Origin of the sequence: Faecalibacterium sp. OF04-11AC (genome assembly GCF_003460645.1) — a bacterium.
GTDB classification, from domain to species: Bacteria; Bacillota; Clostridia; order Oscillospirales; family Ruminococcaceae; genus Faecalibacterium; species Faecalibacterium prausnitzii_I.
The window spans coordinates 1-26,320 of the sequence record NZ_QTVP01000018.1 but is presented as its reverse complement, the minus strand read 5'-3'; the positions used below and the strand labels follow the sequence as shown (position 1 = coordinate 26,320).

At 61.1% G+C, this 26,320-nt stretch carries 15 protein-coding genes, 1 tRNA gene and 6 pseudogenes; 13 read left to right on the top strand and 9 right to left on the bottom strand.

What is annotated here, in order from left to right:
* Positions 1-2 precede the first annotated feature (2 nt).
* The 7 genes and pseudogenes from DXA70_RS09375 (at position 3) to spoIVA (ending at position 5,597) form a co-directional block, all read left to right on the top strand.
* Complete coding sequence (locus tag DXA70_RS09375; RefSeq protein WP_128118297.1) at positions 3-932, top strand: dihydrodipicolinate synthase family protein; 930 nt, start codon at positions 3-5, stop codon at positions 930-932.
* 102 nt (positions 933-1,034) lie between these two features.
* Positions 1,035-1,502: a YhcH/YjgK/YiaL family protein gene (locus DXA70_RS09370; RefSeq protein ID WP_128118296.1), complete on the top strand. Its 468-nt coding sequence runs from the start codon at positions 1,035-1,037 to the stop codon at positions 1,500-1,502.
* Positions 1,502-2,206 (top strand): N-acetylmannosamine-6-phosphate 2-epimerase, encoded by a 705-nt coding sequence (locus tag DXA70_RS09365; RefSeq protein ID WP_128118310.1) that lies wholly within the window; start codon positions 1,502-1,504, stop codon positions 2,204-2,206. The genes DXA70_RS09370 and DXA70_RS09365 overlap by 1 nt, the downstream gene beginning before the upstream one ends.
* Positions 2,207-2,230: 24 nt before the next feature.
* Positions 2,231-2,764: pseudogene (locus tag DXA70_RS15480) on the top strand (ROK family protein); the annotation flags it as partial.
* Between the two features lie 85 nt (positions 2,765-2,849).
* Complete coding sequence (locus DXA70_RS15475) at positions 2,850-3,161, top strand: ROK family protein (RefSeq protein WP_347553540.1); 312 nt, start codon at positions 2,850-2,852, stop codon at positions 3,159-3,161.
* A gap of 15 nt (positions 3,162-3,176) precedes the next feature.
* Positions 3,177-3,814 (top strand): annotated as a pseudogene (locus DXA70_RS09355) (GDSL-type esterase/lipase family protein).
* A gap of 286 nt (positions 3,815-4,100) precedes the next feature.
* A complete protein-coding gene (spoIVA, locus tag DXA70_RS09350; RefSeq protein WP_128118295.1) occupies positions 4,101-5,597 on the top strand; it encodes a stage IV sporulation protein A in 1,497 nt (498 codons plus the stop codon).
* Between the two features lie 71 nt (positions 5,598-5,668).
* Here the strand turns inward: spoIVA and DXA70_RS09345 are convergent, their stop codons facing one another.
* Complete coding sequence (locus DXA70_RS09345; RefSeq protein ID WP_022257742.1) at positions 5,669-5,950, bottom strand: DUF2508 family protein; 282 nt, start codon at positions 5,948-5,950, stop codon at positions 5,669-5,671.
* 210 nt (positions 5,951-6,160) lie between these two features.
* Between DXA70_RS09345 and DXA70_RS09340 the strand changes: the two genes are divergently transcribed.
* The 5 genes and pseudogenes from DXA70_RS09340 to DXA70_RS09315 all read left to right on the top strand — a co-directional run bounded on the left by DXA70_RS09340 (position 6,161) and on the right by DXA70_RS09315 (position 10,713).
* Positions 6,161-6,234: transfer RNA gene (locus DXA70_RS09340), tRNA-Gln, on the top strand.
* A 101-nt stretch (positions 6,235-6,335) separates the two neighbouring features.
* Positions 6,336-7,259 (top strand): haloacid dehalogenase-like hydrolase, encoded by a 924-nt coding sequence (locus DXA70_RS09335; protein WP_128118294.1) that lies wholly within the window; start codon positions 6,336-6,338, stop codon positions 7,257-7,259.
* A gap of 357 nt (positions 7,260-7,616) precedes the next feature.
* Positions 7,617-7,763, top strand: a complete 147-nt coding sequence (gene scfA, locus DXA70_RS09325) for a six-cysteine ranthipeptide SCIFF (protein WP_005926683.1) — start codon at positions 7,617-7,619, stop codon at positions 7,761-7,763.
* Between the two features lie 60 nt (positions 7,764-7,823).
* Positions 7,824-9,274 (top strand): annotated as a pseudogene (gene scfB, locus DXA70_RS09320) (thioether cross-link-forming SCIFF peptide maturase).
* On the top strand, positions 9,271-10,713 hold the full coding sequence (locus DXA70_RS09315) for an amino acid decarboxylase (protein ID WP_347553539.1): 1,443 nt from the start codon (positions 9,271-9,273) through the stop codon (positions 10,711-10,713). The pseudogene scfB and the gene DXA70_RS09315 overlap by 4 nt, the downstream one beginning before the upstream one ends.
* Positions 10,714-10,764: 51 nt before the next feature.
* Here the strand turns inward: DXA70_RS09315 and DXA70_RS09310 are convergent.
* From DXA70_RS09310 to DXA70_RS09275, 8 genes and pseudogenes are all read right to left on the bottom strand, one after another.
* Positions 10,765-13,340, bottom strand: a pseudogene (locus DXA70_RS09310) (heavy metal translocating P-type ATPase).
* Between the two features lie 47 nt (positions 13,341-13,387).
* A complete protein-coding gene (locus tag DXA70_RS09305; protein WP_112114981.1) occupies positions 13,388-13,738 on the bottom strand; it encodes a metal-sensing transcriptional repressor in 351 nt (116 codons plus the stop codon).
* A gap of 329 nt (positions 13,739-14,067) precedes the next feature.
* Positions 14,068-15,545, bottom strand: a pseudogene (locus DXA70_RS09300) (glutamate synthase subunit beta).
* Positions 15,546-15,559: 14 nt separating this feature from the next.
* Positions 15,560-20,090 (bottom strand): annotated as a pseudogene (gltB, locus tag DXA70_RS09295) (glutamate synthase large subunit).
* A gap of 258 nt (positions 20,091-20,348) precedes the next feature.
* Positions 20,349-21,965 (bottom strand): hydroxylamine reductase, encoded by a 1,617-nt coding sequence (gene hcp, locus DXA70_RS09290; RefSeq protein WP_128118292.1) that lies wholly within the window; start codon positions 21,963-21,965, stop codon positions 20,349-20,351.
* Between the two features lie 350 nt (positions 21,966-22,315).
* Positions 22,316-23,668 (bottom strand): NADP-specific glutamate dehydrogenase, encoded by a 1,353-nt coding sequence (gdhA, locus tag DXA70_RS09285; RefSeq protein WP_128118291.1) that lies wholly within the window; start codon positions 23,666-23,668, stop codon positions 22,316-22,318.
* Positions 23,669-23,962: 294 nt separating this feature from the next.
* On the bottom strand, positions 23,963-24,628 hold the full coding sequence (locus tag DXA70_RS09280) for an HAD family phosphatase (RefSeq protein ID WP_128118290.1): 666 nt from the start codon (positions 24,626-24,628) through the stop codon (positions 23,963-23,965).
* A 143-nt stretch (positions 24,629-24,771) separates the two neighbouring features.
* Positions 24,772-25,605: an Mrp/NBP35 family ATP-binding protein gene (locus DXA70_RS09275; protein WP_181566962.1), complete on the bottom strand. Its 834-nt coding sequence runs from the start codon at positions 25,603-25,605 to the stop codon at positions 24,772-24,774.
* A 235-nt stretch (positions 25,606-25,840) separates the two neighbouring features.
* On the opposite strand from DXA70_RS09275, the gene DXA70_RS09270 reads away from it, so the two are divergent.
* On the top strand, positions 25,841-26,320 hold a 480-nt coding region (locus DXA70_RS09270), incomplete at its 3' end, for an oligosaccharide flippase family protein (RefSeq protein WP_147341639.1).

Sequence of the window (26,320 nt, the reverse complement as noted above, 5' to 3'; positions counted from 1 at the left end):
TCATGAAAGACTTAACCAAATACTGCGGCGTCATCCCCGCGTTCTATGCCTGCTATGATGCAGAGGGCAATATTTCCACGGAGGGCGCGAAAGCCCTGACCCGCCACCTGATCGCCAAGGGCGTCAAGGGCGTCTATGTGGGCGGCTCCTCCGGTGAGTGCATCTACCAGCACCCCGATGAGCGCAAGAAGCTGCTGGAAGCTGTCATGAGCGAGGCCAAAGGGAAGATCACCGTCATTGCCCATGTCGGCTGCAACAATACCGCCGACAGCGTGGAGCTGGCAGCCCATGCCGAGAGCGTGGGCGTGGACGCCATTGCTTCCATCCCGCCCATCTACTTCCACCTGCCTGAGTATGCCATTGCCAAGTATTGGAATGACATGTCCGCTGCCGCCCCCCACACGGATTTCGTCATCTATAACATCCCCCAGCTGGCAGGCACCGGCCTGACCATGAGCCTGCTGCATGAGATGCTCAAGAACCCCAACGTCGTCGCCGTCAAGAACAGCTCCATGCCCACTCAGGACATCCAGATGTTCAAGGATGCCGGCATCGCCGCCCGGGGCGAGGGCAGCTTCGTGGTCTTCAACGGGCCGGATGAGCAGTTCGTCTCCGGCCGTGTCATTGGTGCCGACGGCGGCATCGGCGGCACTTACGCCGTTATGCCCGAGTTGTATCTGGCCATGAACGACCACATCAACAAGGGCGAGATCGAAAAGGCCCGCGCCATCCAGTACGATGCCGACCGCATCATTTATAAGATGTGCGAGGCCCACGGCAACCTCTACGCGGTGCAGAAAGAGATCCTGCGCCGGATGTACGGCCTGGAGCTGGGCGGCGTCCGCGCTCCCATGCCCAACCTGGCCTGCGAGGATGAGAAGATCGTCGCGCAGGCACAGGCCATGATCGAGGCCGCCATCGCAAAACTGTAACCCCTGTTCCCGGAAACCGCGCCCCCTCTCCGTCTCATTTTTGAGGGGAGAGGGCAGGCGCTGTTTCTGGTTTTATCACAACACAAAAACGGAGAAAACATCATGATCTGCGATACGCTGGAACATCTGAACCGCTACCGGGGCTTCCATGAAAACCTCGATACCGCCATTGATTACCTCACCGCCTACTGTGTGGGCCACACCCTGGCCGACCTGCCACTGGGCCGCACCGAAGTGGACGGGGAGAACATCTTCATCAATGTGATGGAGGCTGACCTGAAACCGGGCGAGGGGGCAAACCCTGAGTACCACCGCCGCTATGCGGACCTGCAAATCGACATCACCGGCGGCGAGGGCTGGGGCTACGCCACGGCTCCCGGCGAGGAAGTCGGGACGTTCACGGGGGACATCGGGTTCCAGAACAGCCCGGACGCCGTCACGGGTTCGCTGGGGGAGGGGCGGTTCGTCCTTTTCTTCCCCGGAGAGCTGCACAAGCCCGGCGTGGCCCGCCCGGAGTGCACGAAAGTGCGCAAAGCCGTCGTCAAGATCAGAATGGAGGACAAAGCATGATGGACAAAGAAAAACTGTTTGCACAGATCAAGGGCGGCCTCATCGTCTCCTGCCAGGCATTGGAGACCGAGCCCCTGTACACCAAGGAGGGCGGTGTGATGCCCCTGATGGCCAAAGCAGCCGCCATGAGCGGGGCCGTGGGCATCCGGGCCAACACCGTGCGGGACATTACCCAGATCAAGCAGGTGGTGGACCTGCCCGTCATCGGCATCATCAAAAAGGACTACCCCGGCACGCCCATGTACATCACCGTCACCATGAAGGAAGTGGACGAGCTGGTGGCCTGCGGGGTGGATATCCTGGCTGTGCAGGGCACCGGCGCCCTGCGCCCGGACGGCATGACCTCCCCGGAGTTCATCAAGGCCATCAAAGAGAAATATCCGGACCAGCTGCTCATGGCCGACTGCGATAACGTGGAAAACGCCATGGCCTGCGCCGCCGCCGGAGCGGACTTTGTGGGCACCACCATGCGGGGCTATACCCCCGAGACCACCGGCATCAACGACATTGATTTTGATTTCGTCCACACGCTGGCCACCCAGTGCCCGGCCAAAGTCATCGCGGAGGGCCACATCCACTACCCGGAGCAGGCCGTCAAGGCGCTGGAAGCCGGTGCCTTTGCGCTGGTGGTGGGCGGCGCCATTACCCGCCCGGCCGAGATCACGGCCCGCTTTACCGGTGCCATCCACGCCATGAACAAATGACAACAAAAGGAAAGGGAATGCTGGATGAAACAGTATCTTGCCATTGACATCGGCGGCACCAGCGTCAAGCTGGGCCTTGTGGACGAAACGGGCGGCATCCTTGCCAAAGCCGAGGAGAGCGTCAGCTTTGACGGCTGGCAGACTCCCATCCTGACCACGGTGCTGGCCGCTGCCGAGCGGTTCCTCACCGCGCGGGGGGAAGACCCGCGGGCGCTGGAAGGCATCGGCGTTTCCGCCACCGGCCAGATCAACAGCCATACCGGCGTGGTGGTGGGCACCTGTGGCAACCTGCCCAACTACATCGGCAGCTCCATCAAGGAGCAGCTGGAAGCCAAATTCCACCGGCCCGTCACCGTGGCCAACGACGCCAACTGCATGTGCCTGGGTGAAGTCTGGGTCGGCGGGGCAAAGGGCTATACCGACGTCATCGGTGTCACGCTGGGCACTGGCGTCGGCGGCGGCATCCTGACCGGGGGCCGCCTGCTGGAGGGTGCCCGGGGCCTGGGCGGCGAGATGGGCCACTACCGTACCCACGCCCAGCACGGCCTGCTTTGCACCTGCGGGGCGGTGGGCTGCTGGGAGCAGTACGCCTCCACCACGGCTCTGGTGCGGGGAGCCCACGCCATTGACCCCAACCTGAAAGATGGGCCGGGCCATCTTTGCGGCGGCCGAGGCAGGCAACCCGCTGGTGCTCGATCTCATCGAACGCTGGACGGACGAGATCGCGCAGGGGCTGGCGGGCATGGTGCACATCTTCAATCCGCAGCTCATCCTGATCGGCGGCGGCGTCAGCGCGCAGGAAAAATTCCTCATCGAGCCGGTGGCCGCAAAGGTCCGGCGCTCCATCATGCCCGCCTTTGCCGAGGGGCTGGAGATCCGGGCGGCTCAGCTCCACAACGACGCCGGAATGGTAGGCGCTGTGTATTATTTCCGCCAGACCATGGAAAACACCTGAACAGGAGGAACTACCATGAAAAAACATGTTCTCTGCCTGGGTGACAGCAACACCCACGGCTACTGTGCCGACCCGACGGACTGTGCCGACGGCGGGATCCGCTTCAATGAGGAGGAACGCTGGACCTGCCGCCTGCAGACCGCGCTGGGCAGCGATTATCTCGTCACCGAAGAGGGCCTCTCCGGCCGGACGACCGTCTTTGTAGACCCCATCCACGAATCCATGGACGCCCTGAGCGCCGCCTACGCCCTCCTCAAGAGCCATGAGGTCATCGACCTGCTCATCATCATGCTGGGGACCAACGACGTCAAGGAGCGCTTTGGCGCCAACGCTGCCTGTATCGCCGCGGGTCTGGAACGGCTCATCCTCAAGTGCAAGAGCGTGGACTGCTGGGGTGCCAAGGCCCCCAACATTCTGGTGGTGGCCCCGCCCCGTATCAAAGAGGCTTCCACGACCCCGTCATGGGCGAGGGCTGTGTGGAGAGATCCGCCGGTGTGGCGGAGCAGTTCCGCGTCATCGCCGAGCGGCAGGGCGTGCACTTTCTGGACGCCGAGGGCTGCGAGTTCAATCAGATCGACTTTATGCACCTGACCCGCCATGGCCACGCTCAGCTGGCGGAAAAGCTGGCAGAGCTGGTGCCTGCTTTATTGTAAAATTTTCCTCCTCGCCAGAGGCTCTCCCTTTGGGAGAGCTGGCGCGTTAGCGCCTGAGAGGGCGAGCCTGGCAAAGAAAAACACGCAAACACAGCGATACGCACTCTGTTTGTCAGAGGCAGCGTATCGCTGTGTTTTTGCTTTTTGACAGCATCCTAGCCCTCTCCGTCACCTGCGGTGACACCTCTCCCAAAGGGAGAGGCCTTGGCAAAGCGGGAAGCAGCAGTTATTTTTTGAAAGATAGCCGCATAAACTTTGCTAAAACAGGACGAGAGGGGAGAGCACTTTGGAAAAGCAGGAAATGCTGGAGCAGAACGCGGTCTGCCGGGAGATCGGTGCACGGACGGGCGGCGACATCCTCATCGGGGTGGTGGGGCCGGTGCGGACAGGGAAGAGTACATTCATCAAGCGGTTTATGGAGCAGCTGGTGCTGCCTGCCATGGGGCCGGAGGCCGCCCGCCTCCGCGCCCGGGATGAGCTGCCCCAGTCGGCGGCGGGGCGTACCATCATGACCACCGAGCCCAAGTTCATCCCGGAAGCGGCAGTGCCGCTGGCACTGGAGGGCGGGGGCGAGTGCCGGGTGCGCCTCATCGACTGTGTGGGCTACATGGTGGAGGGGGCCATGGGCCACGAGGAGGATGACAAGCCCCGGATGGTCAAGAGCCCCTGGTTTGAGGAGGAGATCCCCTTTGACCTGGCGGCAGAAACAGGTACCCGCAAGGTCATCACCGACCACTCCACCATCGGCATCGTGGTCACGACGGATGGCTCCATCAGCGAGATCCCCCGGGAAAGTTACCTCCCGGCGGAGCAGCGGGTGGTGCAGGAGCTGGAAGCGCTGGGCAAGCCCTTTGTCATCCTCCTCAACAGCACCCACCCGGACGCCCCGGAGACCCGGGCCCTGGCGGCCGAGTTGGAGCAGAGCTATGGCCGCGGCGTGCTGGCCGTCAGCTGTCTGGACCTGGATGCCGCCGCACTGAACACCATCCTGCAAAAGGTGCTGTATGAGTTCCCGGTGCGGGAGCTGGATTTCGCGCTGCCCCGCTGGGTGACCATGCTGGACAAAGGCCACTGGCTCCAGACGGAAGTGTACTCTGCCGCCATGGCCTTTTCCGAGCAGGTGACCCGGATGAAAGACCTCTCTGCCTCCGGCGGGGCCGCGCTGGCCTGTGACGCCGTCCAGCAGACCGCTCTCAGCGGGATGAACCTCTCTGATGGCATCGTCCGGGTGACGGTGATCCTGAAGCCGGAAGTCTTCTATCAGGTGCTCAGCGAGCAGACCGGGCTGGAGATCGGCGACGAGGCCGGGCTGATGCCCTGCATCCTCTCGCTGGCAAAGGCCAGCCGGGAGTACGAGAAAATTCGTTCCGCCCTCGAGCAGGTGGAGGCCACCGGGTATGGCATCGTCATGCCCACCATTGACGAGCTCTCGCTGGAACAGCCTGAGATCGTCCAGCAGGGCGGGCGGTACGGCGTCCGGCTGGAAGCCAGCGCCCCCTCCATCCAGATGATGAAAGCCACCATCCATACCGAGATCAGCCCCATTGTGGGCACCGAGAAGCAGAGCGAAGATTTAGTCCAGAGCCTTTTGCAGGATTTTGAGAGCGACCCCGTCAAGCTGTGGGAGTCCAATATCTTTGGCAAAAGTCTGCACGAGCTGGTCAACGACGGGCTGCAGAACAAGCTCTTGCACATGCCGCAGGAAGCCCGCACCAAAATGCAGGAAACGTTGGAGCAGGTCATCAACGAGGGCTGCACCGGCCTCATCTGCATCTTACTTTAAACAAAAACAGCCCCCGGCGGGAGTTCCGTCGGGGGCTGCTGTCATTTTAGGCTGATTTCCCATGAGGAACATCAACCCAGTGGCTGATACTTCTGCAAGATCGTGTGGAGCCCTAGTTCCCGGGCGCGGGAAAGTAAGTAACGGTAGCGGGCCAGCAGGGCCTGCCGCTCGTAGATGCGCTGCTCGATGAGGTCTGTGTCCGTCTCCAGATCAAACATCATCTCGTTGCGGCGCAGACAGAACAGGCACTCTTTCAGTTCCTCCTCCAGCTCCGGGTGGTAACGCTCGTGCTCCGTGTCCCGCGGGATGCGGCTGGAAAGCAGGGTCTGCGGCTTTTGTGCGGCTTGTACCATAGGATGTCCTCCTTTTTTGTTTTTTGCATCTGCTGGTTTCCAGTATATGCAGCGGGCACAAAAAGGATGACATTTCAGGGCACTGTGCACGGCTCCGCGTTGATTTTTCAAAAAGTGCAAATTTTTTCAAAAAACCGCTTGACAAAGACGCGCGTTTTCCGTATAATAGCACACGTTGAGCGGATCACCCCGCAAAACAAAACAGAATATTGGGGATTTGCATAGTGGTAGTGCGGTAGACTCTGACTCTACTTGTGGGAGTTCGATTCTCTCATCCCCAACCAGTCTGGCCATCCGGTAATAATCGGGTGGTTTTTTTGTTTATCTTGTAAAAGCCCCCTGCCCTGTCGTATAATAAAAGAAAAACAAAAAGGGAGAACCCACTATGGCAAAACGAATGCTGGATTGCTGCGCTTCGGATTTTGCGCAGTTCACCAAGGCTGACCTGCTGGAGTCCATCCAGAAGAGCGAGGGCCGGGTCATTGCCTGCGAGACCATCGGTTCGGTGCAGCCGCTGCTGGGCAATGTGACCAACGCGGAGTTTGCGGCCTCCATGGGGGCGGATATCCTGCTGCTGAATCTGTTTGATGTGCAGCAGCCCGTCATCCACGGCCTGCCGCCGGTGGAACCGGGGGAGACCATCCGCCTGCTGAAAAAGCTCACCGGGCGGCCCATCGGCATCAATCTGGAGCCCGTGGCGGATGACGCGGAGATCGAGACGGACCCCATGTGGGCCATGTCCGCCGGGCGTCACGCCACGGTGGAGAACGCTCTGCGGGCCAAGAAGCTGGGCATTGATTTTGTCCTGCTCACGGGCAACCCCGGTGTCGGTGTCACCAACACAGCCATTGAGCAGACGCTCCGCCGTTTCAAAGAAGCCGTCGGGGATAGCATCGTCCTGGCGGCAGGCAAGATGCATGCGGCGGGGATCCTTTCGGAGGCGGCGGAAAACATTATGACAGAGCAGGACATTGCTTCCTTTGTGGAGGCCGGAGCCGACATCATCCTCCTGCCTGCCCCCGGCACTGTGCCCGGCATCACGCAGGAGTACGCCCAACGCCTGATCACCTGCGCCCACCAGCACGGCGCACTGACCATTACTTCCATCGGCACCTCGCAGGAGGGCGCTGACACCGACACGATAAAGCGCATTGCCCTCATGTGCAAGATGGCGGGCACCGATATCCACCACCTGGGCGATACCGGTTATTTCGGGATGGCCCTGCCGGAGAATATCATGGCCTACTCCATCGCGGTGCGGGGCGTGCGGCACACGTACCACCGGATGGCCTGCTCGATCGAGAGGTGAATGATGCCGGGAGCGCGGGGAGTTTCTCTGAGGACCGTCCGCTGGGGTGGGACCCTGCTGCCGCAGGCAGTAGGGCGGGCGATGGAATGGCCTGCAACAACAATGACCGCCGCCAGTGGCGGAATCAGGGAATTGTTGTTGGGGCCGCGGCCAGCAAAACGCAAGCGCAAGCGAAGCGGATGCTGGGAGCCGCAACTCGTCCTCGTGTCCGAAGAGAAAGCTCCCCAAGCGGTGATGGTGATAAAAGCCCCCTAAAAATCTTGACATCAGCCCCCGTGCGTGTTATCATACATAAAGATAACATGGTGTGCGGGTGGTTCCGTGCACGAAACTATGGAGCTAGAGAGGTTTTCTATTATGGAACGTATTAAGACTATCGCTACTCGTGACCTGACTAAGAGCGTTAAGACCGGCGGCTGCGGCGAGTGCCAGACTTCCTGCCAGTCCGCTTGCAAGACCTCCTGCGGCGTGGCTAACCAGCAGTGCGAGAACAGCAATAAGTAATTTTTGCAAACCTTATGCCGCCTTTGCCGGGCGGCATTTTTTTATGGTATGGAGGTAAAAATGGTACATCAGTATCAATTGAATGGATATAACATCGTGCTGGATACCTGCAGCGGTTCCGTACATGTGGTGGACGATGTGGCGTATGATGTGATCGCCATGTATGCAGACCACACCCCGGACGAGATCGTGTCTGCCATGATGGAAAAATATGGCGACCGGCCCGACGTCACCGAGGAAGACCTGCGCCAGTGCATCGATGATGTCACCGCCCTGAAAGAGGCGGGCAAGCTGTGGAGCCCGGATGTCTACGAGGATATGGCATTTGACTTTAAGAACCGCAACACCGTGGTCAAAGCTCTCTGCCTGCATGTGGCCCACACCTGTAACCTGAACTGCTCCTACTGCTTTGCTTCCCAGGGCCGTTATGAGGGCGAGCGTGCCTCATGAGCTTTGAGGTGGGCAAGCGCGCCATGGATTTCCTCATTGAGAACAGCGGCACCCGCCGCAACCTCGAAGTCGATTTCTTCGGCGGTGAGCCGCTGATGAATTTCGATATGGTCAAAAAGCTGGTGGCCTACTGCCGTGAGCAGGAGAAGATCCACAACAAGAATTTCCGTTTCACCATGACCACCAACGGCATGCTCATCGACGACGATGTCATTGATTTCTGCAACAAGGAGTGCCACAATGTCGTTCTGAGCCTGGACGGCCGCAAGGAAGTCCACGACCGCTTCCGCAAGGATTACGCGGGCCACGGCAGCTATGATGCCATCGTGCCCAAGTTCCAGGAGTTCGTCAAGAAGCGCGGTGATAAAAACTACTACATGCGCGGCACTTACACCCATTTCAACACCGACTTTACCAACGACATCTTCCACATGGCCGACCTCGGCTTTACCGAGCTGAGCATGGAGCCCGTGGTCTGCAAGCCGGACGATCCCAGCGCCCTGACCGCGGAAGATCTGCCCATCCTCAAGGAGCAGTATGAGATCCTGGCCAAAGAGATGATCAAGCGGGACCGCGAGGGCCGCGGCTTCACGTTCTACCACTACATGATCGACCTGACCGGCGGCCCCTGCATCTACAAGCGCATTTCGGGCTGCGGTTCCGGCACCGAGTACATGGCCGTTACCCCCTGGGGCGACCTGTACCCCTGCCACCAGTTCGTCGGCGACCCCAAGTACCTCATGGGCGATATCTGGAAAGGTGTCACCAATACCGAGATCCGGGATGAGTTCAAGCACTGCAACGCCTATGCCCGCAAGGAGTGCAAGGATTGCTGGGCCAAGCTCTACTGCTCCGGCGGCTGTGCGGCCAACGGCTACCACGCCACGGGCAGCATCAAGGGCGTGTATGAGTACGGCTGTGAGCTGTTCCGCAAGCGGATGGAGTGCGCCATCATGATCAAGGTGGCCGAAAACCAGGAGCTGGCTGCCCAGGGCATCGAGGTGCCCATTGAGATCGGCGGCCAGTGCAATGCCTGCGCCACCGGCGAAGCCTGCGAATGAGCTCCATGACCACCCCCATCGTGGATTTTGTGCGGCAGTATGCGCGGTCCGGCACCAGCCGCCTGCACATGCCCGGCCATAAGGGCCAGCCGTTTCTGGGCTGTGAGGCCTGGGACATCACCGAGATCAAAGGGGCCGATGAGCTGTACGAGGCCGAGGGTATCATTGCCCGGAGCGAAGCCAACGCCACGGCCCTTTTCGGCACGGCGCGCACTTATTACAGCACGGAGGGCTCGTCCCAGTGTATCCGGGCCATGCTGGCGCTGGCCCTGCGGAGGGCTCCCAAAACAGGGAAGCGCCCGGTGCTGCTGGCGGCCCGCAATGCCCACAAGGCCCTGCTCTATGCCGCCGCCCTGCTGGATTTCGACATCCAGTGGCTCTGGCCGGCCCCGGAAGCATCCGGGGCGCTGTGCAGCTGCCCGGTGACGCCGGAAGCCCTGCGCAGGGCCCTGCAAACGCTGGCAGGGCAGGGAACACGGCCCTTTGGCGTCTACGTCACCAGCCCGGATTATCTGGGCAGCGTGCAGGATATCGCCGGGCTGGCAGCCGTCTGCAAGGCGCGGGGCGTGCCCCTGCTGGTGGATAACGCCCACGGGGCGTACCTGCACTTTCTGCCCGGCGGCAGCCGCCACCCCATTGCACTGGGGGCGGCCATGTGCTGCGATTCCGGCCACAAGACTCTGCCGGTCCTGACAGGCGGGGCCTACCTGCATCTGGGCCCGGATGCCCCCATGCAGGACGAGGCAACCGTCCGCAATACCCTCAACCTCTTTGGCTCCACCAGCCCGTCTTACCTCATTTTGCAGTCGCTGGACCAGTGCAACGCGGTGCTGGCCGGGGATTACCGGGCCCGGCTGGCCGGGTGCTGTGCAGCGCTGGAAGCCCTGCGCAAAGCCCTGAATGAGACAGCTGCAGCCCACGGGGCTGTGCTCCCGCTGGCGTTACCCGGGAATCCCCCGGACCGGGAGCCCCTCAAGCTGACGCTGGATGCCGCCGCGCTGGGTTGTTCCGGGCAGGCACTGGCCGAGGTGCTGCGCCAGCATGGCATCGAGTGCGAGTATGCCGACCCGCGCTATCTCGTGCTGATGTTTACGCCGGAGAACCCGCCGCAGGATTATGACCGCCTGCGGGAGGCCATCACCGCCTGCTGTACGGCCCGCCCGCTGGGCAGTGCCCCGGCGGAAGAAGACACTGCCGGGAACTTTGCGGCCCTGGCCCGGCAACTGGCGGAAAATGGCCCCCGGTGCACCATCCGGGAAGCCATCCTTGCCCCGCAGGAGGTCGTCCCGGCAGAGGAAGCCCTGGGCCGTGTCTGCGCCATGCCCACCGTCTCCTGCCCGCCCGCCATCCCCATCGTGGTCAGCGGGGAAATGGTCAGCAGAGAGGCCGTTACGCTGATGAAGCGCTACGGCGTTGCAAACGTCGCTGTCATAAAATGAAAAACACCGCTGAGATTTTGTCCTCAGCGGTGTTTTTGCGTCTTGGCAGGCTTATTCGATGCCGGTCACTTGGTAGTCCTGGTCTTCCACGGCCTTTTTCAGGGTCTCGTTGGCGACCTCAGCGGACAGGGTGACGATGGCGGTACCGTCAGTGTGGCTGACGACCGCCTCGCTGACCTCGGGCAGGGCTTCCAGTGCTTTCTTGACACGGGCCTCGCAGTGGCCGCACATCATGCCCTCAACATGCAGAGTCTTTTTCATGGTAGGATCCTCCTGGTTGGAATTACTCTTTTTATCTTCAGCCGGAGCCTCAGCCACGGGGGCAGAGGCGGCGGCGGGAGCCGAAACGGGGTTGACCTTGCGGTCGTGCTTGGTGCTGTGGACGTCAAACAGGTTCAGCCGCAGGGCGTTGCTGACCACACAGAAGCTGGAAAGGCTCATGGCGGCGGCACCAAACATCGGGTTGAGCGTCAGGCCCAGCGGGATGAAGACACCGGCGGCCAGCGGGATGCCGATGATGTTGTAAATGAACGCCCAGAACAGGTTTTCGTGGATGTTGCGCAGGGTAGCGCGGCTCAGACGGATGGCGGCGGGCACGTCCGAGAGCTTGGAGTTCATCAGCACCACGTCGGCGGCGTCAATGGCCACGTCGGTGCCCGCGCCAATGGCGATGCCGGTGTCGGCACGGGTCAGGGCCGGGGCGTCGTTAATGCCGTCGCCCACCATGGCCACCTTGCCGGACTCCTGCAGCCTGCGGATGACGGCTTCCTTGCCGTCGGGCAGGACCCCTGCGATCACTTCATCCACGCCCGCCTGCCTGCCAATGGCATCGGCGGTGCGCTGGTTGTCGCCCGTCAGCATCACCACCCGGATGCCCATGTTCTGCAGCTCCTGGATGGCCCGGGGGCTGTCCTCTTTGATGGTGTCGGCCACGGCGATGACGCCCATCAGCCTGCCCGCCCCGCCAAAGAAGAGGGGCGTTTTGCCCTGCGCGGAAAGGGCGGCGGCGTCATTCTGCAACGCCTCGGGCACCTCCACCTTGGTGGCAATGAAGCTGGCGTTGCCGCCAAAGATCTCCATGCCGTCCAGCTTGGCGGAAAGGCCGTTGCCGGGCAGGGCAGTAAAGTCAGTGACGTCGGGGCATGCGATGGTCTCGGTCTCGGCATAGGCCAGCACGGCCTTGGCCAGCGGGTGCTCGCTCTTCTGCTCCAGCGAGGCGGCCAGCGTCAGCAGCTCGCTCTCGGTCACGCCCTCCGCAGGGAGGATGTCGGTGACCTTGGGCTCACCGCTGGTGATGGTGCCGGTCTTATCCAGCGCCACGATCTGGGTACGGCCAGCAGCCTCCAGCGAAGCGGCCGTTTTGAAGAGGATGCCGTTCTTGGCACCCAGGCCGTTGCCCACCATGATGGCCACCGGGGTGGCAAGACCCAGCGCGCAGGGGCAGCTGATGACCAGGACGGAAATGCCGCGGGCCAGTGCATAGCCCAGCTCATGGCCCAGCAGCAGCCAGACGATGGTGGTGAGCACGGCAATGGAGATGACGGCGGGCACAAAGAAGCCGGAAACGGTATCGGCGATCTTGGCGATGGGAGCTTTGGTGGCGGCGGCATCGCTGACCATCTTAATGATCTGGGCCAGAGTGGTGTCCTCGCCCACGCGGGTGGCCTGGCACTGCAGGAAGCCCGACTGGTTGGTGGTGGCGGCGCTGACCTTATCGCCCTCGGCCTTGTCCACCGGGATGCTCTCGCCGGTCAAGGCACTCTCGTTGACGGCGCTGGAGCCTCCAGCACGATGCCGTCCACGGGGATGTTCTCACCGGGGCGGACGACGAAGACATCGCCTTTCTGCACCTGCTCAACGGGGACAACCACTTCCGCGCCGTCCCGCAGCAGGGTGGCAGTCTTAGGAGCCAGCTTCATCAGGCTCTTGAGGGCGTCCGTGGTCTTGCCCTTGGAGCGGGCTTCCAGCATCTTGCCCACGGTGATGAGGGTCAGGATCATGGCGGCGGATTCAAAGTAGAACTCCATCATATAGTGCATGACGAGTTCGTTATTGCCATCTACCTGAGCACGGGTCATGGCAAAGAGGGCGTAAGTGCTCCACACAAAGCTGGCCATGGAGCCCAGGGCCACCAGCGTGTCCATGTTGGGCGCACCGTGGAGGAGGCCCTTGAAGCCGTTGAGGAAGAATTTCTGGTTGATGACCATGACGATGCCGGCCAGCAGCAGCTGGACGAGGCCCATGGCAATGTGGTTGCCGTCAAACCAGTGGGGGAGGGGCCAGCCCCACATCATGTGTCCCATGGAGAAGTACATCAGCACCAGCAGAAAGCCCAGCGAGGCGATGAGCCGCCGCTTGAGCTTGGGCGTCTCATGGTCGGCCAGGGCGTCCAGATCGGCGCTGGTGCTGTGGGTAGCGTTGCTGGCCGCACCCTTGAGGCTGGCACCGTAACCGGCGTCCTGCACGGCTTTGAGGATGGCCGCCTCGCTGGCCGTGCCCTCCACGCCCATGGAGTTGGTCAGCAGGCTCACCGAGCAGCTGGTCACACCCGGCACTTTCTTTACGGCCTTTTCCACCCGGGCAGAGCAGGCCGCGCAGCTCATGCCCGTAACGTTATACTGTTCCATTGTGTTGGTTCCTCCTGTCGCTTGGAACTAGGATGCCCCGGCGGGGCTTATTTCATCAGCTTGGGCAGCAGCTTGAGCAGCTCGTCCAGCTTCTCGTCCTGCCCGGCCCGCAGGTCATCCGCCACACAGGTGCGGATGTGCTGGCCCAGAAGCTCGCGGGTGAAGCTGTTCAGCGCCGAGTTGGCCGCTGCCACCTGCACCAGAATGTCGGCACAATAGACGTCTTTCTCCACCATGCCCCGGATGCCTCTGATCTGCCCCTCAATGCGGCTCAGGCGGTTGAGCAGGGCTTTGTGCTCCTCCGGCGTGCGCACTTTGTGGCGGCAGCAGCAGGCATGGGGAGCGGCTTCCGTTTCTGCCTCTGGCGGTTCCGGCGCGGCGCGGCATTCTGCCGCCATTTCCGCAGGTTCCGGTGTGGCAGCCTCAGCCGCTGCCGCACAGTGCGGGCAGGCGGGGGAAGCGTGCTCCATGTGTTCCGATGGTTCCGACATCGTATCTTGCTCCTTTCTGGTTTAAAGAATTACCCCGTGGGGGTATCTCTTCCTGCGAGATGATTCTAGCACAGCTTGTCCTATAAGACAAGTAGGAATTAAGCTGTAAATGTGAAAACTTTGTGAAAATGTGCCCATAAAAACAGAAAAGCAGCAGCGGGAACCCCATGCGAGGTCCCCGCTGCTGCTTGTTTAGGATAGGAAAGAGAATGGCTTGAAAAATAGAGGGGAGGGGGTTACAGGTTGGTGTAGCCCATCAGGTAGCGGTCTACCTCGGCCGCGCAGTCACGGCCCTCCCGCAGGCCCCAGACAACGAGGCTCTGGCCCCGGCGCATATCGCCGCAGGCAAATACTTTGTCCACATTGGTCTTGAAGTGGTCGGTGTCCACGCAGCCGCGATTCGTCAGGCTGACGCCAAAGGCATCGGCCACATAGCTCTCGCAGCCCACAAAGCCCGCTGCAATAAAGGCCAGCTGGCAGTCGTAAAGAAAGGTCTCGCCGGTGGGCACCATGTTGGTGCGGCCGGTCTCGGGGTCTTTCTCCGGCTTGAGATACGCAATGACGGCACCGGTCAGGTTGCCCGCTTCATCTTTCAGGAATTCTTTGACCGTGGTCTGGTAGACGCGGGGGTCCTTGCCGAACTTTGCGATGCACTCGGTCTGGCCGTAGTCTACCTTGAGCACCTTGGGCCACTCCGGCCAGGGGTTGTTGGCGGCACGCTCTTTGGGGGGCTGAGGCATCATTTCCAGTGCCATCAGGTCGGTGCAGCCCTGCCGCAGGGCCGTGCCCTGGCAGTCGTTGCCGGTGTCGCCGCCGCCGATGACGAGGACGTTCTTGCCCGCCGCGTTGATGGCCCTGCCGTCTGCAAAGTCGGAGTCCAGCAGGCTCTTGGTCACGCTGGTGAGGTAGTCCACCGCAAAGTGGACACCATTGGCGTCCCGGCCTGGGACATTCAGGTCGCGGGCCTTTTTGGCACCGCAGCAGAGGACGACCGCGTCATAGCTATTCAAAATCTCTTCCGCCGAGACCGCCCCGCCCACATCCATATTGGTGCGGAACTCAATGCCCTCCGCCTGCATGATCTTCAGGCGGCGCTCGATGACGTTCTTTTCCAGCTTCATATTGGGGATGCCGTACATCAGCAGGCCGCCAATGCGGTCAGCCCGCTCAAACACGGTCACGGCGTGGCCTCGGATGTTCAGGTACTCGGCCACCGAGAGGCCGGAGGGGCCGCTGCCGATGACCGCCACGCTCTTGCCCGTGCGGGCCGGGGGCGGGGTGACTTTCATCCAGCCCTTGGCGTAAGCCGTTTCCACAATGGCGTGCTCGTTTTCCCGGACGGTAACGCTGCTGCCGGTCACATCGCCGCAGGTGCAGGCCGCCTCGCACAGGGCGGGGCAGACCCGGCTGGTGAACTCCGGGAAACGGTTGGTGGCTTTCAGGCGGTGGAGCGCCATCTCCACTTGCCCTGATAAACCAGGTCGTTCCACTCCGGGATCAGGTTGTTCAGCGGGCAGCCGGAGGCCATGCCGCCGATCATCATACCCGCCTGGCAGAACGGCACGCCGCAGTCCATGCAGCGAGCAGCCTGGGTCTGTTGCTCCTCCCGGGAGAGCCAGATGTGAAATTCGTTAAAGTTTTCCATGCGCTCCAGCGGCGGGATGTCCGCACTGGTCTTGCGCTTGTAATCCATAAATCCTGTGATCTTGCCCATATGATTTCCCCTCCTTACTTCTTCTGCACGGCATAGAATGCTTCGATCTGTGCCTGGTCTCCGTCCAGACCGCGCTCTTCCATCGAGGCGATCACCCGGAGCATCCGGTCATAATCGTAGGGGAGAACTTTCTTGAACTTGGGCAGGAACTCGCTGAAGTTGTCCAGGATCTCTTTGCCGCGGGGGGAGCCGGTCTCTTCCACATGCTCCCGGATCAGCTCTTTCAGGGTGGCCACATCATACTTGTGCTCCACAGGCTCCAGGCTGACGGTCTCCTTGTTGACCCGCTGGTAGAAATCCCAGTTCTCATCCAGCACATAGGCGATGCCGCCGGTCATGCCGGCTGCAAAGTTTTGCCGGTCTGGCCCAGCACCACCACGGTGCCGCCGGTCATGTACTCACAGCCGTGGTCGCCCACGCCCTCCACAACGGCGGTAGCACCCGAGTTGCGGACGCAGAAGCGCTCACCGGCCACACCGGAGACGAACACCTTACCGGAGGTGGCACCGTAGAGGGCCACGTTGCCGGTGATGATGTTCTCCTCGGGCTTGTAGGTCACGTTTTCCGGCGGGCGGACAATGATCTTGCCGCCGGAAAGGCCTTTGCCCATGTAGTCGTTGCAGTCGCCAGTCAGCCGCAGGGTCAGGCCCTTGGGAATGAACGCGCCAAAGCTCTGGCCACCGGCTCCGTTGCAGCGGACGGTGTACACATCGTCCGGCAGGTCACTGCCGTATTTGCGGGTGATCTCGCTGCCAAAGATGGCACCAAAAGCGCGGTCGGTGTTGCTGACATTGAGGGCCACGCTCTGGGGGTTCTTGCTGTTCAGCTTGAACTTCTTCATCAGCACTTTCATGTCAAGGGTATCTTCCAGATGGAAGTCGTAGGTGTCCTCCTTGACAAAGTGGACGTTGCTGTTGACGATGGCCGGGTTGTGCAGGATGCAGTCCAGGTTCATCTTGGCGGAACGGCTGCCCGGCGCGCTGGGCTTGACATGGAGCAGATCCGTACGGCCCACCAGTTCGTCGATGGTGCGGACGCCCAGCTTGGCCATGTACTCCCGCAGCTCCTGCGCCACAAAGGTCAGGTAGTGGATGATATACTCCGGTTTGCCTTTGAAATTCTTGCGCAGCTCGGGATTCTGGGTGCAGATGCCCATGGGGCAGGTGTCCAGATTGCAGACACGCATCATCACGCAGCCCTCGCACATCAGCAGGGAGGTACCAAAGCCGAATTCCTCAGCGCCCAGCATACAGCTGATGGCCACATCACGGCCGGAGAGCAGTTTGGAATCGCTCTCAATGCGGACACGGGTGCGCAGGCCGTTCAAAATCAGGGTCTGGTGGGTCTCGGCGATGCCCAGCTCCCAGGGCAGGCCCGCGTTCTTGATGGAGGTACGAGGTGCCGCGCCGGTGCCGCCGTCGTAGCCGGAGACCAGAATGACCTGTGCGCCGCCCTTGGCAACGCCGGCGGCAATGGTGCCAACACCTGCCTCGCTGACCAGCTTGACGTTGATGTTGGCGTGGCGGTTGGCGTTCTTCAGGTCATAGATGAGCTCGGCCAGATCCTCGATGGAGTAGATGTCGTGGTGGGGCGGGGGAGAGATGAGGCCCACGCCGGTGGTGCTGTGGCGGGTCTTGGCGATCCAGGGGTACACCTTGGCACCGGGCAGGTTGCCGCCCTCGCCGGGCTTTGCACCCTGTGCCAGCTTGATCTGGATCTCTTCCGCGGAGACCAGATACTTGCTGGTGACGCCGAAACGGGCGGAAGCCACCTGCTTGATCTTGGAATTGCTCTCGCTGTGGTAGCGCTTTTCCGGCTCGCCGCCCTCGCCGGTGTTGCTCCGGCCGCCCAGACGGTTCAGGGCGATGGCAATGGTCTCATGGGCTTCGCTGCTCAGGGCACCGTAGCTCATGGCAGCGGCCTTGAACCGCTTGACGATGGACTCCACCGGTTCCACCTCTTCCAGCGGGATGCCGCCGTTGGGGTCAAAGTTGAAGTCCAGCAGGCTGCGCAGGTGCACGCCCTCTTTGCCCATGCTGTCCACAGCACTGGTAAACTGCTTGAACGTGCCGTAATCGTTGGTCCAGCAGGCTTTCTGGAACAGGTGGATGGTCTGGGGATTGAACAGATGCTCTTCTTTGCCGCTGCGGAACTTGTGGGCACCGCCGTCCTCCAGCTCCATGTTGATGTCCAGGCCCAGCGGGTCGAACGCGGCGTTGTGCTGGGCCTCCACATCGGCCTGAATGTCTTCCAGCTCGATGCCGCCCACACGGCTCACCGTGCCGGTGAAGTACTTGTCGATGACCTCTTTCGAGATGCCCACTGCCTCAAAGATCTGGCTGCTCTGGTAGCTCTGGATGGTGGAAATGCCCATCTTGGAGGCGATCTTGACGATGCCGTTCAGGATGGCCTTGTTGTAGTCGTCCACGGCAGCGTAGTAGTCTTTGTCCAGCAGGCCCTCGTCGATGAGCTGGCCGATGGTCTCGTGGGCCAGGTAGGGGTTGACGGCGCAGGCACCGTAACCCAGCAGGGTGGCAAAATGGTGCACCTCGTGGGGCTCGGCGCTCTCGAGGATCAGAGCCAGTGCCGTGCTCTTCTTGGTGCGGATGAGGTACTGAGACACCGCGGAGACCGCCAGCAGGCTGGGGATGGCCACATGGTACTCATCAATGTCGCGATCCGATAGGATGATGATATTGGCACCATCCTTGTAGGCGCGGTCCACTTCCAGGAAGACCCGGTCAATGGCCTTTTCCAGACTGGTGTTTTTGTAGTAGTTGATGGACACCGTGGCCACTTTGAAGCCCGGCACGTTCATGTACTTGATCTTGAGCAGGTCGGTGGAAGTCAGAATGGGGTTGTGGACTTTCAGCACCTTCCAGTTTTCAGGCTTGTCCTCCAGCAGGTTGCCGTGGGTGCCCACATAGACGCTGGTGGAAGTGACCACTTTTTCGCGGATCGCGTCAATGGGAGGGTTGGTCACCTGGGCAAACCGCTGCTTGAAGTAGTTGAACAGCGGCGGGTGCTGCTCGCTGAGGACAGCCAGCGGGGTATCCGTGCCCATGGCACCCGAGGGCTCGGCACCCAGTCGGGCCATGGGCAGGATGAGGGAGTTGATCTCCTCATACTTGTAGCCGAACACTTTCTGCAGGCGGGTCAGCTCCTCGCCGGTGTAGCTGGGGACTTTGGTGTTGGGGATCTTGAGGTTTTTCAGCTCCACCAGGTTGCGATCGATCCACTCACCGTAGGGCTCGCGGCTGGCGTAGTATTCTTTCAGCTTCTCATCGTCCACCACTTCGCCCTTGACGGTATCCACCAGCAGCATCTTGCCGGGGCGGAGACGGTCTTTGACCAGGATGTTCTCGGGGTCGCAGGGCAGCACGCCCACCTCGGAGGAAAGGATCATCCGGCCGTCCTTGGTGATGTAATAGCGGCTGGGGCGCAGGCCATTGCGGTCCAGCACGGCACCCACCACGTCGCCGTCCGAGAAGAGAATGGCGGCAGGGCCGTCCCAAGGCTCCAGCATGGTGGCGTAATACTGGTAAAAATCCCGCTTTTTCTGGCTGATGTTCTTGTTGTTTTCCCAGGGCTCGGGAATCGTGATCATCACGGCCAGCGGCAGGTCCATGCCGTTCATCACCATAAACTCCAGCGCGTTGTCCAGCATGGCGGAGTCGGAGCCGGAAGTGTTGATGATGGGCAGGATCTTGTTCATATCGTCCCGCATGATGGAAGAGGAGATGGTCTCCTCACGGGCCAGCATGGCGTCCGTGTTGCCCTTGATGGTGTTGATCTCGCCGTTGTGCAGGATAAAGCGGTTGGGGTGGGCACGCATCCAGCTGGGGTTGGTGTTGGTGGAGAAACGGCTGTGCACCATGCCGATGGCGGATTCATAATCCGGGTCTTGCAGGTCGGCGTAGAACAGCCGCAGGTCGTGCACCAGGAACATGCCTTTGTATACGATGGTGCGGCTGGACAGGCTGGGCACATAGGTGCCGTTGCTGGCCTGCTCAAACACCCGGCGGACGATGTAGAGCTTGCGGTCAAAATCAATGCCCTTGCTCACCTTGGCCGGCTTTTTGATGAAGCACTGCCAGATGGCGGGCATACAGTCACGGGCTTTCTGCCTACGGCGTCCGGGTTCACGGGCACTTCGCGCCAGGCCAGAAATTCCAGCCCCTCTTTGCGGGTCACCAGCTCAAACAGCTTCATGGCCTGTGCCCGCAGGTGCTCGTTCTGGGGGAAGAAGAACATGCCCACGCCGTATTCCCGCTCGTTGCCCAGGCGGATGTTCATCTCGTCTGCAATTTTGGAGAAGAACTTGTGACTGATCTGGAGCATGATGCCCACGCCGTCGCCGGTCTTGCCCTCTGCATCCTTGCCGGCGCGGTGCTCCAGCTGCTCCACGATGCAGAGCGCGTCGCTGACAGTCTGGTGGCTTTTGCGGCCCTTGATATCCACCACAGCGCCAATGCCACAGGCATCGTGCTCAAACTGGGGATCGTACAGACCGAGGGGCGAGGTCTGCTCGGTAAAATTATCCATTGCCTTTCCCATCCTTTTTCTTGAAAAATCCTCTCTATGGCACTGCGGCACACTCCGCAGCACAACCGGAAACAAAAAGAAACGGCGCTCCAACAGAGTCGGGGAGACCCTGCTGGAACGCCGTTGTTCCGATAAAACTATTATACTGGTTCGTGAAGATTGTTCAAGTGTGAGGTGCAACAAACATTGGTGCACCATTGGCGTTTCTTCTTGTGAAAAACAGATAGGCCCAGTGGGGAAAGGATGACTTTTCCCGCCTCAGTCTGCGGCGTGACTGCCCAGGCAGGCGGCCAGATCGGCCTCCGGGGTGGTGATGGGCTTCAGATCGTATTTCTGCTGCAAAGCGGCAGCGACACCCGGGGAGAGGAAAGCCGGCAGGGTAGGGCCAAGGCGGATGCCCCGGATGCCCAGCGCCAGCAACGCCAGCAGCACGCAGACGGCTTTCTGCTCAAACCAGCACAGGATGATGGAGAGGGGCAGTTCGTTGACCGAGCAGCCAAAGGCGTCCGCCAGCGCCAGCGCGATCTGGATGGCGCTGTAGGCGTCGTTGCACTGGCCCACGTCCAGGATGCGGGGCAGGCCTGTGCCGGGCACCGTGCCCAGCGGCAGGTCGTTGAGCCGGAATTTGCCGCAGGCCAGGGTCAGCAGCACGGTGTCCGGCGGGGTGAGCTTGGCAAACTCGGTGTAGTAGCGGCGGCTGGGGCGGGTGCCGTCGCAGCCGCCCACCAGGAAGAAGTGCCGGATCTTCCCGGCCTTGACGGCTTCCACGATCTCGCCCGCGTGGTGCAGGACTGCATCCCGGGCAAACCCGGTGGCAACGGTGCTTCCGCCGTTCATGCCAGGGACGAGGGTGTCTTTCTCATAGCCGCCCAGCTCCAGCGCTTTGGCAATGACGGGGGAGAAATCCCTGCTTTCCCCGATGTGCACAATGCCGGGGTAGGAGACGACCGAGGTGGTGAACACCCGGTCCGCATAGCTGGGCCGCAGGGGCATGATGCAGTTGGTGGTGAAGAGGATGGGCGCGGGGATGTCCTCAAACTCCCGCTGCTGGTTCTGCCACGCCGTGCCAAAGTTGCCCTTGAGGTGGGGGTATTTCTGCTTGAGCTCCGGGTAGCCGTGGGCGGGCAGCATTTCCGAGTGGGTGTAGATGCTGATGCCCTTGCCCGCTGTCTGTTCCAGCAGGCATTTCATATCATAGAGGTCATGGCCGGAGATGACGATGAATGGCCCTTTTTGGATGGTCAGGGGCACTTCCACAGGCTCCGGGTCGCCGAACGTGGTGGTGTTGGCCTTGTCCAGAAGCTCCATCACCCGGTAGGCCATCAGGCCAGTCTCCTGTACCAGCTGGAACAGCTTTTCCTTGTCCTGCTCGTGGGCCAGCGTGGAGAGGGCGGTGCAGAAAAACGTGTCGATCTCGCCGTCCGTGTACCCCAGCACCCGGGCATGGTAGGTGTAGGCCGCCATGCCCCGCAGGCCGAACAGCACCGTGGATTTCAGGCTGCGGATGTCCTCATCCGGCTCCTGCCACAGCTGTTTCATGTCGTAATCGCCCACCGGGGCCGGAGCAGGACAGGCTGTGGCAAAGGCAGTGTTCTTTGCCTCCCAGACCTTTTCCGTCAGCTGGCGGACCGTCTCGGGGTCAAAGTTCACATTCGTGATGGTGGTGAATAATCCCTCCAATAACAGCAGTGCCTGCGGCGGCTGGATGGGCTGGCCCAGCTCCACCAGCAGCTCTGCAAACCCGATGAGCGCCCCGGTGAGTGCATCCTGCGCGTCCGCCGTCTCCGCCGATTTGCCGCACACACCCGCATTGCCCACGCAGGCACAGCCATTGGCCGCCTGCTCGCACTGGAAACAGAACATCTTCTCGTCCATTGGTAAAACCTCTCTTTTTGTGATAAAAAGAGTATGGACAAAACTGCATCCCGCTATGCATGTCAGTGCGGGGAGTTTCTCTGAGGACCGTCCGCTGGGGTGGGACCCTGTTGCCGCAGGCAATCGAGCGGGCGATGGAATGGCCTGCAACAACAATGACCGCCGCCAGTGGCGGAATCAGGGAATTGTTGTTGGGGCCGCGGCCAGCAAAACGCAAGCGCAAGCGAAGCGGATGCTGGGAGCCGCAACTCGTCCTCGTGTCCGAAGAGAAAGCTCCCCAAACGGACGAAACCGCACAAACAAAAAGAGCCGCACCCGGCGGGGTGCAGCTCTCAAAAACGCGAGGAGAATTAGTAGGTGATGCCCTGAGCCATCATAGCGGTAGCAACTTTCAGGAAGCCAGCGCAGTTTGCGCCCACCATCAGGTTGCCCTCGGAACCAGCGGCAACAGAAGCGTCGTAGCTGGCGTGGAAGATGCCCTCCATGATGCCCTTGAGCTTTGCATCGACTTCTTCAAAGGTCCAGCTCAGGCGCTCGGAGTTCTGGCTCATCTCCAGGCCGGAGGTAGCCACGCCGCCGGCGTTGGCAGCCTTTGCGGGTCCGTACAGGACACCGTTTGCCAGATAGACCTCGATGGCGTCCGGAGTGCTGGGCATGTTTGCGCCCTCGCAGACCACGGTGCAGCCGTTCTTGACCAGAGCCTCAGCGGACTCCTTGTTGATCTCGTTCTGGGTTGCGCAGGGCAGGGCGATGTCGCAGGGGACAGTCCAGACCTTGGTGCAGTCTGCAACGTAAGTTGCGTCTTTGTGGGTCTCGGCATACTCCTTGATGCGGCCGCGGCGGACTTCTTTCAGGTCCTTGACGTAAGCCAGATCAATGCCGTTGGGGTCATAGACATAGCCGTTGGAGTCGGACATGGTCACGACCTTGCCGCCCAGCTCGGTAGCCTTCTCGCAGGCGTAGATGGCAACATTGCCGGAACCGGAGATGACCACGGTCTTACCCTTGAAGCTGTCGTTGCGCATACACTTCAGCGCCTCAGCGGTGAAGTAGCACAGGCCGTAGCCGGTAGCCTCGGTGCGGGCCAGAGAACCACCAAAGGTCAGGCCCTTGCCGGTGAGCATACCGCCCTGGAAGCTGTTGGTCAGGCGCTTGTACTGGCCAAACATGTAGCCGACCTCGCGGCCGCCGACACCGATATCACCGGCGGGGCAGTCCACGAACTGGCCGATGTGGCGGTACAGCTCAGTCATAAAGCTCTGGCAGAAGCGCATCACTTCCATGTCGCTCTTGCCGTGGGGGTCAAAGTCAGAGCCGCCCTTGCCGCCGCCCATGGGCAGGGTGGTCAGGCTGTTCTTGAAGATCTGCTCAAAGCCCAGGAACTTCAGGATGCCCTGGTTGACAGAGGGATGGAAGCGCAGACCGCCCTTGTAGGGGCCGATGGCGCTGTTGAACTGGACGCGGTAGCCGCGGTTGACCTGCACCTTGCCCTGATCATCGACCCAGGGCACACGGAAGCTGATGACGCGCTCGGGCTCGACCAGACGCTCGATCAGGCCGGCTTTCTCGTACTCGGGGTGTTTCTCCACCACGGGCTGGATGCTCTCCAGAACCTCGCGGACTGCCTGCAGGAACTCAGGCTCATTGGCATTGCGCTGTGCAAGGCCATCGTAAACGCGCTTCAGGTATTCATTCGTCAACATAACAGAATACTCCTTTTCCTCTATATTGCAGCAGTACAGGGCCAAACGCACATTCGCCCTGTGCAGGCTTTTTCCCCTCTGCGGCACACATCTGCCGCAGAGCACTTTGTTATTATAAAGCTTTGCGGGGCAATTTACAATAGAAGCTGTGCGAATATTTTGCGAAAATCTTTCAAAAAAACAGGATAAAAGATGAACACGCTTCACAAAAAAGAAAAACTGTGCGGAAACAGGCAAAAAATCTTCTTTTCTAAAGTGAGCGGAGGCTGCAAAAGAAAGACTTTTGTGCGGCTTTTATTGCGCGTTCTGGGCTTCCAGCCAGCCCGGCACCTCGTGCAGGGAGGAGAGGATGGCAGCGGTCATGGACTCGTAAGCCGGGGCCGGGTGGTGCAGGTCGGGCACGCAGAGGACCGGGATGCGGGCGGAGTGAGCGGCCTGGATGCCTGCCTCACTGTCTTCCAGCACCAGTGCCCGCGCCGGGGTGGTGCCCAGCTTCTGGCAGGCAATGAGGAAGATATCCGGCGCGGGCTTGCCGCGGCCCTTGGGCAGGTCCGGGCCGAACACAAAGGCGTCAAAACAACCGCGGATGCCGTGCTGGTCCAGGATGCCGTAGGCCCGGTCTGCGATGCTGGAAGAGGCCAGTGCAATTTTATAGCCATGCTCTTTTAAATAGGTGAGCAGCTCTTTTGCGCCAGGCTTGAGAGCAACACCCTTGGCCAGAAACTCTTTTTCCATGGCCGAAATGCGGGCAAAACACTCCTCCCGGCTCAGGGGCAGGGGGTAATGCTCCAAAAGGGTGGTCACGTTTTTCTCCTCGGTCTTGCCGCTGTAAGTCTCGGCGTAATCGTGCAGGCTCACGGTAAAGCCATAAGGAGCCAAAAGAGCAGAATACAACTGGTAGGAGATGATCTCGGTGTCGATCAGCAGACCATCCATGTCAAAAATAATGGAATCCAGCACGGGCAGCGCACATCCTTTCATCAAAACGTATCGTGATAAAACCAGTATACCAGAATCTCCCGGGATGCGATAGGACAAATCCGTCCGAAAAATAACAAAATCCCGCCATCCTGCACGGGGCAGAACAGCGGGAACATGAAATTTTACTTCTTGAGCAGCTTCTCGCAGGCGTCCGCGGCACCCTCCAGGTACTGGCCGCCGTAGGTCTCAATGAGGCCGGCGTCAGAGAGGCGCGCCAGCTCGGGGTCGATGGGGCATTTGGCCAGCACGGGCAGGCCGTGCTTGGCGGCCACCTCGTCCACATGGCTGTCGCCAAACACATTGATGTGCTTGCCGCAGTCCGGGCAGACAACGTAGCTCATGTTTTCCACCAGGCCCAGCATGGGCACTTTCATCATCTCGGCCATGTTCACAGCCTTGGCAACGATCATGCTCACCAGCTCCTGCGGGCTTGCCACCACCACGATGCCATCCACGGGCAGGCTCTGGAAGACCGTCAGGGGCACGTCGCCGGTTCCCGGAGGCATGTCCACAAACAGGAAATCGACGTCTTTCCAGACCACATCGGTCCAGAACTGCTTCACCGCGCCTGCAATGACGGGACCGCGCCAGACCACGGGGTCTTCCTCGTTCTCCACCAGCAGGTTGATGCTCATGACGTCAATGCCCATCCGGCTCTGGATGGGCCAGCAGCCCTGCGCGTCGGCCATGGCACGGCCATGGATGCCGAACAGCTTGGGGATGGACGGGCCGGTGATGTCGGCGTCCAGAACGCCGCAGTGGTAGCCGCGGCGGGCCATGGCGCAGGCCAGCAGGGCACTGGTCATGCTCTTGCCAACGCCGCCCTTGCCGGATACAACGCCGATGACCTTTTTGACGCTGCTGTTGGGGTTGGGCGCGTCGTGCTGAGGCGCGGCATTGCGGGAAGAACATGCTGCTCCGCAGCTGGAGCAGTCATGGGTGCATTCTTCGCTCATTCTCTCGTTGCGCACTCCGGCGGCGTTGCCGTAGGGGAATGCGCTTCCTCCTTGCATTTTGTATCAAAGGGCGCGAACCGCCCTTGTGTGACCAACACATATCATACCATAAAAGTGGGAGAGAAACAACCCACGACGCCACTCATCTTTTGCAAAGCGCATAAACGGGCTGTTTTGCCGCATACAGTAAACAAAACCTCCCCGTTTGTGCATTGGCGGGGAAAGGAGGCGCGCCATGCGGCAGAGCTACCTGAAGAATGCGGCCCTGATGACCGGGGCGGATGTCCTGCTCCGGCTGGCAGGCATGGGGCTGCGCATTTATCTGGCCAATGCCCTGGGCGGTGAGGGAATGGGCCTGTACCAGCTGGTGCTGGCGGTGTACGCCCTGTTCGTTACGCTGGCCACGGCGGGCGTCTCGGTGGCGGCTACCCGCCTCATGGCCGAGGAGTTGAGCCGCGGCAGGGCCGAAGCTCGGGGAATGCTGGTGCGGCTGCTGGCAGCGGGCCTTGGGCTGGGGGCCTTTGCCATGGCGGCGCAGTTCGGGCTGGCAGGATTGGCGGCTGCCTGGTGGCTGGGAGATGCCCGGGCCGGCGGGCGCTCTGCGGGCGGCGCAGTTCGGGCTGGCAGGATTGGCGGCTGCCTGGTGGCTGGGAGATGCCCGGGCCGGCGGGCGCTCTGCGGGCGGCAGCAGTTCGGGATGCCCTGGATGGCCGTC

What these genes read in the sequence shown, in the direction of transcription:
- DXA70_RS09375 (WP_128118297.1), top strand. Translation starts at nt 3, where the DNA reads ATGAAAGACTTAACCAAATACTGCGGCGTCATCCCCGCGTTCTATGCC.
- DXA70_RS09335 (WP_128118294.1), top strand. Translation starts at nt 6,336, where the DNA reads ATGGCAAAACGAATGCTGGATTGCTGCGCTTCGGATTTTGCGCAGTTC.
- DXA70_RS09275 (WP_181566962.1), bottom strand. Translation starts at nt 25,605, where the DNA reads ATGAGCGAAGAATGCACCCATGACTGCTCCAGCTGCGGAGCAGCATGT.
- scfA (WP_005926683.1), top strand. Translation starts at nt 7,617, where the DNA reads ATGGAACGTATTAAGACTATCGCTACTCGTGACCTGACTAAGAGCGTT.
- DXA70_RS09305 (WP_112114981.1), bottom strand. Translation starts at nt 13,738, where the DNA reads ATGGCGGCAGAATGCCGCGCCGCGCCGGAACCGCCAGAGGCAGAAACG.
- hcp (WP_128118292.1), bottom strand. Translation starts at nt 21,965, where the DNA reads ATGGACGAGAAGATGTTCTGTTTCCAGTGCGAGCAGGCGGCCAATGGC.
- DXA70_RS09345 (WP_022257742.1), bottom strand. Translation starts at nt 5,950, where the DNA reads ATGGTACAAGCCGCACAAAAGCCGCAGACCCTGCTTTCCAGCCGCATC.
- DXA70_RS09370 (WP_128118296.1), top strand. Translation starts at nt 1,035, where the DNA reads ATGATCTGCGATACGCTGGAACATCTGAACCGCTACCGGGGCTTCCAT.
- gdhA (WP_128118291.1), bottom strand. Translation starts at nt 23,668, where the DNA reads ATGTTGACGAATGAATACCTGAAGCGCGTTTACGATGGCCTTGCACAG.
- DXA70_RS09365 (WP_128118310.1), top strand. Translation starts at nt 1,502, where the DNA reads ATGGACAAAGAAAAACTGTTTGCACAGATCAAGGGCGGCCTCATCGTC.
- DXA70_RS09315 (WP_347553539.1), top strand. Translation starts at nt 9,271, where the DNA reads ATGAGCTCCATGACCACCCCCATCGTGGATTTTGTGCGGCAGTATGCG.
- DXA70_RS15475 (WP_347553540.1), top strand. Translation starts at nt 2,850, where the DNA reads ATGGGCCGGGCCATCTTTGCGGCGGCCGAGGCAGGCAACCCGCTGGTG.